We start from the raw sequence: 12,268 nt of genomic DNA on the forward strand, positions 1-12,268 counted from the left end.
TTTATTTTCCGAAAAAAGGCGTGTAGGGTGCGGGGGACCTGGCGTTTGACAATATAAAAAATGGCTGGATAAAAACTTGCTTTTTGACGCTAAATAGGTTTTACTTAGGTTTGTTAATGGATATGTTATGCGTAACGGTCCATCTTGCAGGGATATAACGTGTTTGCGAATTATGTGTGAGAGGAAGTGTCAGTCAGTGAGTACCTCACTCAATTTGAAAATTGATAAAGAAAAAGTTAAGGAAATTCCTTTGGTCGATCTTGCGTTCATGGTACTTAAAGCGGCCAACACGCCGTACTACTACCTTGATTTGATGAACGAGGTTGCGAAACAACGCGGCATGACGGATGAAGAGATCAACGAATATATTGCCCAGCTGTACACCGAAATCAATATCGATGGTCGATTTGCATGTGTAGGTACAAGTCTCTGGGGGCTGAAGCGTTGGTATCCGGTTGGCGGGAACGAAGATGCCGTTTCGGGGACCAATCGTCCACGCATCATTAATGATGACGACGATGACCTGGAAGACGAGGACTTCGGCGAAGAGGAAGACAACTACAACGTGGATGATGACTTCAACGATTCCAACGATGATCAGGATGAGGATGAAGACGACGATATCTTTGACGAAGACGACAGCGACGAAGAAGTCTTGGTTGAAGACGACGACCTCGAAGAAGAAGACATTGAGGATGAAGAAGAAGAAGAGTTTGACGACGAAGAGGATTACAACGACGAAAAGGATCGCTAATCATCCGGCGTCAATATTTTGCCCTTTTTTCCCGGGAGAGTCAGCCTTGACACAGACTTGGGTAACGGGTAAACTATTGCATGGGCTTATGAATGAGCGATTGTATATTTATGATTTTTATAAAAAGTGCCCCGTCCTGCGGGAGTGCTTTTTTTTTGTGTTTTTAAGGCTGAATTCGTTAAAAAGTATTCTTTTTCCATGCTCCCGGCCAACGAATCTTGGTCCATTTAGGTTATAAAAAAACCTTGTGCGCAAAGTTATTCTTGGAATGCATTGCCGCTCTGGACGAGGGTAGGCTTTACGGAAAAACGGTACGTTGACTTCGCCTGAAAACTTTATGCAACTGGCTTCGTGAAGGAGAGCGGCTTGCAGGTCGTGGCATTTGTTGCCAACTCCTTTTGACGATGATTACCTGGGAAACGGGTTACGATAACACCATATATCGCCTGAATTTTCGTACTTATATTAGGAGGGTTAAGAAAGTGACAAAGTATATTTTCGTGACGGGCGGCGTTGTGTCCTCCCTGGGCAAAGGGATTACGGCAGCTTCGCTGGGCAGATTGCTGAAAAATCGTGGGTTGAAGGTGACCATTCAAAAATTCGATCCGTACATCAACATCGACCCGGGTACCATGAGTCCGTATCAGCATGGTGAAGTGTTCGTAACCGATGACGGCGCGGAAACAGACCTGGATTTGGGTCATTACGAGCGCTTCATCGATATTAACCTTTCCAAAAACAGCAACGTCACGACTGGTAAAGTATACTCCTCCGTCATCAGCAAAGAGCGGCGCGGGGAATATCTGGGCGGCACGGTGCAAGTCATTCCGCATATCACGAACGAGATTAAAGAACGCGTATTCCGCGCAGGCCGCGAAGCGGGCTCGGATGTTGTTATCACGGAAATCGGCGGAACCGTCGGCGATATCGAGAGCTTGCCTTTCCTGGAAGCAATCCGTCAAATCAAGAGCGACGTGGGCCGCGACAATGTCATGTATATCCACGTAACGCTGATTCCTTATATCAAGGCTGCGGGAGAAGTGAAAACAAAGCCGACACAGCATAGCGTAAAAGAACTGCGCAGCATCGGCATTCAGCCGAACGTCATCGTTTGCCGCACAGAATATGAACTGTCCACAGACATGAAAGCCAAAATCGCCTTGTTCTGCGATATTGATGCCAACGCCGTTGTGGAATGCCGCGACGCCAGCACGTTGTATGAAGTTCCGCTGAACCTGCGCGAAGAAGGTTTGGACGAAATTGTCGTGAACCATCTGAAATTGACCACTCCTGCACCGGATATGAGCGAGTGGGAAGGATTGGTTGAGCGGATCAGCAAGCTGGAGCGTACGGTTGAAATCGCGATCGTGGGTAAATACGTGGCGCTTCACGATGCGTATTTGAGCGTTGTGGAATCCTTGTCCCATGCAGGTTTTGCGGCCAATGCGGACGTGAAGCTTCGCTGGATTCAATCCGAGGACGTGACCGAAGAGAACGTGGACGAGTTGCTGGGCGGCGTAGGCGGCATTCTGGTGCCCGGCGGCTTTGGCGATCGCGGAATCGAGGGCAAGGTAACGGCGATTCGATATGCACGCGAGAAACAAATTCCGTTCTTCGGTATCTGTCTTGGCATGCAGGTTTCCGTGATCGAGTATGCACGTTCCATCGTGGGCATGAACGGCGCGAACAGCTCCGAGATCAACCCTACCACCGAATTCCCAGTGATCGACCTGCTGCCTGAGCAGAAGGATATCGAAAACTTGGGTGGAACGATGCGCCTCGGGCTGTATCCGTGCAAGCTGCAGGAAGGTTCCCTGGCTGCGGCGTGCTACGACGACGAATTGGTATACGAGAGACACCGCCATCGGTACGAGTTCAACAACGAGTATCGCGAAGAGATTGAAAAGGCAGGTCTGGTCATCTCCGGTACGTCCCCTGACGGGCGTTTGGTTGAAATCGTTGAGCTTCCGAACCATCCTTGGTTCCTGGCGGTTCAATTCCATCCGGAGTTCACGTCCCGTCCGAACCGTCCGCAGCCGTTGTTCCGCGAGTTTGTGAAAGCATCCTTGCAAAACGCTGAAAGCAAATAAGCCATAGCGATTCATCTATAAATGCGAAATCCGACAAAGGGTCGGATGCAGCGATATGGAATCTCCCGCACACTGAAGTGAATTCAGTCGTGCGGGAGATTTTTTTGAGTCAGATAAACGTTTGATTTATATATGTACGTATAAAATTTGGAGTTAGTGCATGAAGAAAAACAATTCCGGTTCGTTTAACAAAGGTTAATTGAGGTAGAGGCAGTACCTGGGCGGACGGGGTTACTTTTCTACAGCCCAAGATTTTTCCATCAGGCAGGATTTCGTTGCACGAAGTAGAATACTTATCATGTCGACTATGGGATAGTTATCCAGTTCTCGATTGCGTACATGCTTTTCCTAATTGTAGGAGGTTTAATCCGTGGAAAACAAAAAAGTCTTAATTGTTGATGACCAAAATGGGATTCGAATTCTGTTAATGGAAGTGTTCAGCAGCGAGGGATATAACACCTTTCAGGCACCGAACGGCAAAGTCGCTTTGGAGATTGTCAAAAATGACAAACCTGATCTGGTGTTGCTTGATATGAAGATTCCGGGCATGGACGGGCTGGAGATTTTAAAACACATCAAGGAGATCGATTCGAGCATCAAGGTGATTATGATGACTGCTTACGGGGAATTGGATATGATCAAGGAAGCGACCGATCTGGGGGCATTGATGCATTTTACGAAACCGTTTGACATTGATGAAATGCGGGTGGCGGTCAATATGCAGCTCCGCAGCGATACGGCTGGTAAATGCAGTTGAGTCCTGTGTCCAGCAGGATTTTTTTGTCATGCTTTCGGTTGTTGGAGGCGGTTTGATACAGGCAGGTCGTAAAAGGGGTATTGCGAACAGATGGCAGGGGAATATTGGATATGGGGAGCCCGTTATGCGTTGTCTATGAAAACTGTGCTGCATAGCACAGCATTTTTGCAAATGCTTGTTTAGTATTTGACACGGGATGTGGTATAATAAGCCCGTATGTGATTCGGCTAAAAACCATAGACACAACCCAAACCCCTAGGAGGATTGAAACCATGCCATTAGTTTCTATGACAAACATGTTGAACAAAGCACTCGAAGGAAAGTATGCTGTTGGTCAATACAACATCAACAACCTGGAGTGGACGCAAGCGATTCTCGCAGCTGCAGAAGAAGAAAAATCTCCTGTAATTCTCGGCGTATCCGAAGGTGCAGCGCGTCACATGGGCGGCTTCTACACTGTAGTGAAAATGGTAGAAGGACTCATTCACGATATGAAAATCACGGTTGAAGTTGCTATTCATCTGGACCACGGTTCCAGCTTTGATAAATGTAAAGAAGCAATCGATGCCGGCTTCACTTCCGTTATGATCGATGGTTCCCATCACCCAATCGACGAAAACATCGAAATGACGAAAAAAGTCGTTGAATATGCACACGCTAAAGGCGTTTCCGTTGAAGCTGAAGTAGGTACTGTGGGCGGACAAGAAGATGACGTAATCGGCGGCATCCAATATGCTGACCTGAACGAATGTATCCGTATCGTCAAAGAAACAGGCATCGACACTTTGGCTCCGGCTCTGGGTTCCGTTCACGGTCCATACCAAGGCGAACCAAACCTGGGCTTCAAAGAGATGGAAGAAATCTGCAATGCTGTTAAACTGCCGCTCGTTCTGCATGGCGGTACTGGTATCCCTAAACATGATATCGACAAAGCGATTTCCTTGGGTACTTCCAAAATCAACGTAAACACTGAAAACCAAATTGCATTCACTAAAGCGGTTCGCGAAGTGCTTGCAGCGAAGCCGGATGCTTACGATCCGCGCAAATACATCGTTCCAGGTCGCGACGCGATCAAAGCAACGGTTATTGGCAAAATCCGTGAGTTTGGTTCCAACAACAAAGCTTAATTTGCTTTTTTGCAGCTCCATATGGGTACAAGTGGAAAGAACACCGCCTAGCCGGTGTCTTTCCATTTTAACGCCCGTTTCACACCGAAAGCCGTCAGCATGAATTGCCGTTCATCGGCCGCAAAACACGTAGGGGGACTTTAAGCTTTATGGAAAAATTGATGATTAGTGGCGGACGCCCGTTGCAGGGGACTGTGACTATTAGTGGCGCCAAGAACAGCGCCATTGCGCTTATTCCTGCAGCATTGCTTGCCGAGTCGGAAGTCGTGCTGGACAACCTGCCGCTTTTGAGCGATGTGGCAGTTTATGCGGAAATTTTGGAGGAGCTTGGGGCACGTGTATCTTGGGAAGGCAATCAGATGAAGATCGATCCTTCCGATATTAAATCCATCCCCATGCCTAACGGTCCCGTGAAAAAGCTTCGAGCTTCTTATTATATGATGGGAGCGCTGCTTGGGCGTTTTAAAGAGGCAACCATCGGTTTGCCTGGAGGCTGTAATTTCGAGCCTCGTCCGATTGATCAACATATCAAAGGTTTTGAAGCGTTGGGAGCGACTGTGACCAACGAGCATGGCTCCATCCATCTGCACGCCAAAGAACTGCGCGGTGCAAAGATTTACCTCGACGTAAGCAGTGTTGGCGCAACCATTAACATTATGTTGGCAGCCACTCGTGCCAAAGGTTCCACAATTATTGAAAATGCGGCCAAAGAGCCTGAGATTATAGATGTAGCAACACTTTTGAATTCCATGGGTGCCAGCATAAAAGGCGCTGGAACCGAGACGATTCGCATAGAAGGCGTTCCATCCCTGAGAGGGTGCCGCCATTCCATTATTCCCGACCGCATTCAGGCAGGAACCTATATGATTGCTGCTGCAGCAACGCGTGGGGACGTTCTGATCGATAATGTTATTCCCAAACATTTGGAGGCTTTAACGGCCAAATTGCTGGAAATGGGTGTGAGCATCGAGGAAATGGATGAGAGCATTCGTGTCATCGGGCGCCCGTCCTATAGTCATGTTGACGTGAAGGCGTTGGTGTACCCCGGTTTTCCGACAGATCTGCAATCTCCAATGACAAGTGTGCTTACCCAAGCCAGCGGCGTAAGCGTGCTTAGCGATTTCGTTTACAGCAATCGCTTCAAGCATGTTCCCGAGCTGGTTCGTATGGGAGCCAAAATTCGAGTGGAGGGACGTTCGGCCATTATTGAAGGCGGGGAACTGAACGCTGCCAAGGTCAAGGCGGCCGACCTCCGCGCCGGAGCTGCTCTGGTTATCGCTGGACTTACCGTTAAGGAAGGTGTAACCGAGGTGACGGGCGTAGAGTTGATTGATCGGGGTTACGATCACCTTGTAACCAATCTGCGGATGTTGGGCGCTGACGTATGGCGTGAAACGATTTGATTCGACTCCTGATTGGCAAGGGAAACAGCCTGTTCAATGTCGGCATGTCTCTTTTTGTGATGGAATCTTGTCGACAAAGTGTTTTTTTCTCGTTTAACTGCATATCTTTTAGACAACTGGGTTAACCTATACTAATAGAGTTCTCAGTCTCTCCGGAGTAAGTGGATATGGTTTGGTCTCCTTATCCGGAGGGTCTTTTTTTGAGCTGAACTTCAGTTTGCTCATTCCAACAGCTTGTATTCCATTCCCCGTACCCCGGTTTGTTTGAACTTCACTTCATCGCTGGTCACCCGGATCAATCGCCTCATGAATTTGTTCACTCACTACCGACAGCGGAATCTTGAATACCCCGCTCGGAAAACTTACATTCTAGGACAACGATTTGCAATATAACGGTTACATTCCGTACAATGGACAGAAGAGAGTGCAGCAGGAGAGAGTGCTGGGCTCGCTTGCCGGAATATCAAGAAAAACTATCCATTTCACGGACTTATTAATTGAATAGGTGGTTATTATATGGATCTACAGATCTCCGATTTGGAAGAAATGAAGCTTACGGATCTTTACAAACTGGCCAAAAAATATCAAATTCCATACTACGGCCAACTTAAAAAGAAGGAACTGATTTTTGCGATTTTGCGCGCACAGGCGGAACAGAGCGGATTAATGTTCATGGAAGGCGTGCTGGAGATTCTCCCGGAAGGTTACGGGTTCCTTAGACCGATCAATTACCTGCCGAGCACAGAAGACATCTATATCTCCGCTTCGCAGATTCGCAAGTTTGACCTGAGAACCGGCGATCTTGTATCCGGAAAATGCAGAACGCCCAAGGAAAACGAACGTTATTTCGGATTGCTGCAAGTGAACGCCGTCAATGGCGAGAACCCCTCGGCTGCTGCGGAAAGACTTCATTTCCCGGCGCTAACCCCATTGTATCCGCAAAAAAAGCTGGTTCTCGAAACATCCCCCAACCATTTGTCTACCCGAATCATGGATTTGCTAGCGCCAGTAGGTCTGGGACAGCGCGGATTGATCGTGGCACCTCCCAAAGCGGGTAAAACACTCCTGCTCAAAGAGATCGCGAATAGCATTTCAACCAATAATCCCGACATTGAACTCTTTGTGCTATTGATTGACGAACGTCCGGAGGAAGTGACGGATATGTCCCGTTCTGTCAAAGGTGAGGTTGTGGCTTCTACGTTTGACGAATTGCCGGAGAACCATATCAAGGTTGCGGAATTGGTGCTTGAACGGGCTCTGCGCTTGGTTGAGGCGAAAAAGGATGTGGTTATCCTTTTGGACAGTATCACGCGTCTAGCGCGTGCGTACAACCTGGTTATTCCGCCTTCCGGACGAACGCTTTCCGGTGGTATCGATCCCGCTGCATTCCATCGTCCGAAGCGTTTCTTCGGTTCAGCGCGGAACGTGGAGGAGGGCGGCAGCTTGACCATTCTGGCTACGGCCCTCATCGATACCGGTTCGCGTATGGATGACATCATTTATGAAGAATTTAAAGGTACGGGGAACATGGAGCTGCATCTGGATCGCCGTTTGGCGGAACGCCGCATTTTCCCGGCCATCGACATTCGCAGATCGGGAACGCGCCGCGAAGAAGTGCTGCTGACCAAAGAAGAACTCGATACAATCTGGTCGATCCGCAAAAACATGAACGACTCTCATGATTTTGTTGAAAGCTTCCTGAAAAAGTTGCGCAATAGTAAAACGAACACCGAGTTTTTGGCCGCTTTCGATACGGCGGGAAGCAGCCCGACGAGCAACTCGGGAACGACGACAACTCGCCGGTCTACAAGACAGGCCGCAACCTCTGCGACAACAACCTAGTTTTGCCAGCCATCAGCATAGGCCCGGCTGCGGGCCATCTTTCTTCGGACGTTGACCCCGACGCGAGGATTAACCCATTAGATGTAAGGAGAACATCATGTATTTAGTGTACGCAGATGAACAAGGTAATGTTTTTGATCATCCTTCGTTGTTCGGGCTCGCCCGCAGCGGAGATATGATCGTGGAAATTATGGAGGACGAGTTGATTCCGTTGCCTGAGGGCGCGACGCTTGTGGGATTGCCAAGCACTCGTCCGATCGGGATGGATCCGGAGACTGGAGAAATGCTGCCGTTGCCGAAGGACACCCAGGCCGTAGGCGCGCTTCTGCCACAAGGCTTTACGCGTCTCTGTCTGCCTGGTTATGTGAAAACGGATAAGGAATACAAGCTGCCGCTGTTTGGATATTCGGCGGTTGTATGGAAAGAAGATGGTTTCTACGTAACGGCCCGGATGTCCGACCAGCCGGACCAGTGGAATCCGCTGAACTGCGATCGCGATGAGGTACGGAGCGGTGTGAAGCGCCTGACCGAGAAGTATCCCGAAAACCGGCTGTATACGCATTTGTCCAATTGTGCCCTTGGTTATGAGTGTCTGACATCATCCAATACGTTTTTGAATCGTTGGGAAGGTGGGGTGCCTGTTTCGTATTCCTGTAATGCGGGTTGTTTCGGGTGTATTTCCGAGCAGCCGGATGACAGCGGTTTTGTATCCCCTCAGACACGTATGAATTTCCGTCCGCGCGTGGAAGAAATCGTTGAGGTTATGCTGGAGCATCTCAAGACGCCGGAATCGATCATCAGTTTTGGACAGGGGTGTGAGGGAGAGCCTTCCACTCAAGCCAAATTGATCATTGAGGCGATTCGCGAGGTTCGATCCATTACGGATATGGGCTACATTAACATCAACACCAATGCTGGTTTGAGCGACCATATCCGCGGCATTGTTGATGCCGGGCTTGATTTGATGCGAGTAAGCACGATCAGTGCGCTGGATGATCATTATAATGCATATTACAAACCGCGCGGGTACACGCTGGCCAATGTGGAAAAATCGCTAAAATATGCGTCTGACCAAGGAGTGTATACGTCGATTAACTATCTCATCTTCCCGGGAGTAACAGACCGCGAGGAAGAGATTGAGGCGATGATCGAATTCGCCCGCAGAACAAATCTGCGCCTGATCCAGATGCGTAACCTGAACATTGATCCTGAAAGTTACCTGGAACTGATCCCGCCCGCTCAAGGAGATATCCTTGGCATGAAACAGGCGCTTGAGATCTTTGAACAGGAGCTTCCGGACGTCGTCATCGGATCTTATACGCATGTTCCGCCGGTGGGCATGGCGCGGCCGAAGCGGTTGATTACCCCCTTGTAATAACAATTGCAAGTCGGAATGTCCCGTGTTATAATCGTCAAAGTTGTTTCATTTACTCTGGGTCCGCTTGAGGCTCAGGGCGGAAAGAGGTGAAAGGAAATGAAAGCAGCAATTCATCCTAAATACACTGTAGTAAACGTAACTTGCGCTTGCGGTAACACTTTTGAAGCAGGCTCTGTTAAAGACGAACTGCGTGTAGAGATTTGCTCCGCGTGCCATCCGCACTTTACTGGTAAACAGAAGTTTATCGATGCAGGCGGCCGTGTGGATCGTTTCAAGAAAAAATACGGCATCTAATTCAGCCATTCGTTATGAACGGTCTGAGCATTGCTTTGCAAAACACCTCTGCCCTAGCGGCAGGGGTTTTTTTGTTGTAATGGCTTGTGTGCACGAGAGATGGTGACACTTCCCATTGCAGATTGGTTGCATTTTCGATGAGGTTACGCTATACTATTTCTTACCGTGCTAGATGGGGAGGTAGCGGTGCCCTGTTACTCGCAATCCGCTATAGCGAGGTTGAATTCCTGTTAGAGGTATTGTCGATGTGAGGTTTGGTCCCTGAATGGGGCGTTGACGGTTGGGTCCTTCGCAATGAGTACTCATGAACCTGGTCAGGTCCGGAAGGAAGCAGCCATAAGTGAGACCACTCTTGTGCCGAAGGGTTGCCTAGCCTGAGCTTTCGTTCAGGGGTGCCACTTGGATCGCAATTATCAATAACAGGTGCACGGCTTACGATGATATTTCAGAGATCTTTGCAGATATGACATGCAGAGGTCTTTTTATTTTACCAAAAAAGGATGCGAGATTGAGTCAGATGGAGTTTGGATTCACCCCGGAATATAGTATAATGGGGGAACGACAAGAGACTCGAATGCGAAGTGGAAGGAAGGTAACGCATCATGGAGCATATCGCGTTATATCGGGCGTGGCGCCCCCAGTCGTTTCAGGATATGGTGGGACAACAGCATATTATTCAGACCCTGCAGAACGCGATTCGTGAGCAGCGGACTTCCCATGCTTATTTGTTTAGTGGGCCCCGGGGAACCGGTAAAACGAGTGCCGCCAAAATTATGGCGAAGGCTGTAAACTGCGAACGCGGCCCTGCGCCCGAGCCTTGCAACGAGTGCGAGGCCTGCCGCAGAATTACTTCCGGCTCAGTTATGGACGTGCAGGAGATTGATGCTGCGTCCAACCGCGGCGTTGAGGAAATTCGCGATCTGAGGGAGAAGGTTAAATATGCTCCGACCGAGGTTCGCCAGAAGGTCTATATTATTGATGAAGTGCACATGTTGACGACAGAAGCTTTCAATGCTTTGTTGAAAACATTGGAGGAGCCGCCTCCGCATGTGATGTTTATTTTGGCTACAACCGAGCCGCATCGCCTTCCTGCGACGATCATATCGCGTTGTCAGCGATTCGATTTTCGCAGGGTGTCGCTGGATGAGCAGACTGACCGGCTTGAACTGATCTGTGAACAGGAAGGCATGCAAGCCGACAGGGATGCCCTCCAGTATATTGCTCGACTTTCTGATGGCGGGATGAGGGATGCACTTAGCGTGCTCGACCAGATCTCTTCCTTCACCGACGGCAAGGTGACTTATCAGAAGGTTATGGATATGACCGGCGGAATTCCCTCGGAACAGTTTGCCAAACTTGCAGCTTCTTTGCTCAAGGGCGATGTCGGTCATATTTTACAGATGATCGAGGGCTTCATGCATGAGGGTAAAAGTGCCGATAAATGCATGGAGAACCTGCTGTATTATTTCCGCGACTTGCTTATGATCAAAATGGTACCGGATGCCGACAAGCTGACGGATCGCGTGCTTCACCCGGAGTCGTTCCGGGAAATGGCCGAAGCCTTTACCAAAGGGCAACTGTTTCAGATGATTGATACGCTTAACCGCTATCAGAGCGAGATGAAATACGCTGTTCAACCGCAAACGTTATTCGAGGTGGCTTTGTTGAAGCTGTGCAGCATTCCTGGTCAACAAGGGTCGGATGGCGAAGCGGCGGCGGGCGTATCTGCGCAATCTGCTTCCATGCCTGGCGATCATGGGGAAATCCAGCGTTTGAAACAGCAGGTATCGGAGCTTGAGAAGAAACTTGATCGAGCGCTTAAAGCCGGGTTGAGTGGAGGCGAGGCTGCTTCTAGTGGTCCTTCGCGTCCTGCGACGCGTGCTCCTGTGTCCAGAGGCAACGCACCTGCCAAACTTCCGTCGCATCTGGATCAGTATGTGGCACGGAAAGGGTCGCCGGAATTTGCGGATGTCAGCAAGCGTTGGGGGCAAATATTGCAGCGAGTGAAGGAAGAAAAGGTTACCGTTCATGCCTGGTTTATGGATGGCGAGCCGGTGTCGGTGCTGGAAGACAACGTTCTGGTTGCGTTTAAAAACAACATTCACCGGGAAACGACCGAGAAACAGGCGAATCGCGAAGTGATTGAACGGGTGCTTGCGGAACAAATAGGACGTCCGATGCGTCTCGTAACCATGATGCTGAAGGATTGGAATGGCGTCATAGAGGGAGCTGTTGAGTCCCCGAAGGAGGAATTTAAGCTCGAACCCGAACATGAGGATGGAGGCTCGGGAGGCAAGCAGCCGTGGATTGACGAGGCTATTCAGCTCTTTGGGGAAGACTTGGTCATTATTAAGGAATAATGTCGCAATGTCTTGTTGTCAATGCAATATCATTTTATTAAGGAGATGATTACAGATGAATAACATGAACCAAATGATGAAGCAAGTGAAGAAAATGCAGGAACAAATGCTGAAAGCGCAGGAAGAACTGGGCGACAAAACGGTTCAAGGTACTTCCGGAGGCGGCGTGGTTACGGCAGAAGTGAACGGACACAAAAAATTGCTCTCTGTTACGATCAAACCTGAAGCGGTAGATCCGGACGACGTCGAAATGCTGCAAGATC

10 protein-coding genes and 1 other RNA gene (1 of these 11 only partly in view) are annotated in these 12,268 nt (G+C 49.2%); all 11 read left to right on the forward strand.

Annotation, left to right across the window (positions count from 1 at the left end):
- The first annotated feature begins 196 nt into the window (after nt 1-196).
- The gene (gene rpoE, locus SNR34_RS00590; RefSeq protein ID WP_236421502.1) at nt 197-754 is read left to right on the forward strand and encodes a DNA-directed RNA polymerase subunit delta; all 558 of its coding nucleotides are present in this window, start codon (nt 197-199) and stop codon (nt 752-754) included.
- Between the two features lie 482 nt (nt 755-1,236).
- Nucleotides 1,237-2,844 carry a CTP synthase gene (gene pyrG / locus SNR34_RS00595; RefSeq protein ID WP_486180938.1) on the forward strand — a complete coding sequence of 536 codons (1,608 nt, stop codon included), beginning with the start codon at nt 1,237-1,239 and terminating at the stop codon, nt 2,842-2,844.
- Nucleotides 2,845-3,214: 370 nt separating this feature from the next.
- Entirely contained in the window at nt 3,215-3,601 is a 387-nt protein-coding gene (locus SNR34_RS00600) for a response regulator (protein ID WP_290371514.1), read from the forward strand.
- Nucleotides 3,602-3,873: 272 nt separating this feature from the next.
- Nucleotides 3,874-4,728: a class II fructose-1,6-bisphosphate aldolase gene (fba, locus tag SNR34_RS00605; RefSeq protein WP_236421504.1), complete on the forward strand. Its 855-nt coding sequence runs from the start codon at nt 3,874-3,876 to the stop codon at nt 4,726-4,728.
- A 149-nt stretch (nt 4,729-4,877) separates the two neighbouring features.
- Nucleotides 4,878-6,131, forward strand: coding sequence for a UDP-N-acetylglucosamine 1-carboxyvinyltransferase (locus SNR34_RS00610; RefSeq protein WP_236421505.1), 1,254 nt, complete (start codon nt 4,878-4,880; stop codon nt 6,129-6,131).
- Between the two features lie 516 nt (nt 6,132-6,647).
- Nucleotides 6,648-7,973 carry a transcription termination factor Rho gene (gene rho / locus SNR34_RS00615; RefSeq protein ID WP_236421506.1) on the forward strand — a complete coding sequence of 442 codons (1,326 nt, stop codon included), beginning with the start codon at nt 6,648-6,650 and terminating at the stop codon, nt 7,971-7,973.
- A gap of 97 nt (nt 7,974-8,070) precedes the next feature.
- Nucleotides 8,071-9,348: a radical SAM family protein gene (locus tag SNR34_RS00620; protein WP_236421507.1), complete on the forward strand. Its 1,278-nt coding sequence runs from the start codon at nt 8,071-8,073 to the stop codon at nt 9,346-9,348.
- A 99-nt stretch (nt 9,349-9,447) separates the two neighbouring features.
- A complete protein-coding gene (gene rpmE, locus SNR34_RS00625) occupies nt 9,448-9,645 on the forward strand; it encodes a 50S ribosomal protein L31 (protein ID WP_236421508.1) in 198 nt (65 codons plus the stop codon).
- Nucleotides 9,646-9,808: 163 nt separating this feature from the next.
- Nucleotides 9,809-10,076, forward strand: an RNA gene (gene ffs / locus SNR34_RS00630) — signal recognition particle sRNA large type.
- A 171-nt stretch (nt 10,077-10,247) separates the two neighbouring features.
- Entirely contained in the window at nt 10,248-12,005 is a 1,758-nt protein-coding gene (gene dnaX / locus SNR34_RS00635) for a DNA polymerase III subunit gamma/tau (RefSeq protein WP_236421509.1), read from the forward strand.
- 55 nt (nt 12,006-12,060) lie between these two features.
- Nucleotides 12,061-12,268, forward strand: the 5' portion of a protein-coding gene (locus SNR34_RS00640; protein WP_236421510.1) for a YbaB/EbfC family nucleoid-associated protein. The gene runs 104 nt beyond the window's last position; the window shows 208 of its 312 coding nt (coding positions 1-208); its start codon is at nt 12,061-12,063; the stop codon falls past the right edge of the window.

It is taken from the genome of Paenibacillus sp. XP01 (assembly GCF_057364885.1).

Bases quoted from the DNA above. Each gene is read 5' to 3' on its own strand.
- fba (WP_236421504.1), top strand. From the start codon at position 3,874: ATGCCATTAGTTTCTATGACAAACATGTTGAACAAAGCACTCGAAGGA.
- SNR34_RS00610 (WP_236421505.1), top strand. From the start codon at position 4,878: ATGGAAAAATTGATGATTAGTGGCGGACGCCCGTTGCAGGGGACTGTG.
- rho (WP_236421506.1), top strand. From the start codon at position 6,648: ATGGATCTACAGATCTCCGATTTGGAAGAAATGAAGCTTACGGATCTT.
- SNR34_RS00620 (WP_236421507.1), top strand. From the start codon at position 8,071: ATGTATTTAGTGTACGCAGATGAACAAGGTAATGTTTTTGATCATCCT.
- rpmE (WP_236421508.1), top strand. From the start codon at position 9,448: ATGAAAGCAGCAATTCATCCTAAATACACTGTAGTAAACGTAACTTGC.
- dnaX (WP_236421509.1), top strand. From the start codon at position 10,248: ATGGAGCATATCGCGTTATATCGGGCGTGGCGCCCCCAGTCGTTTCAG.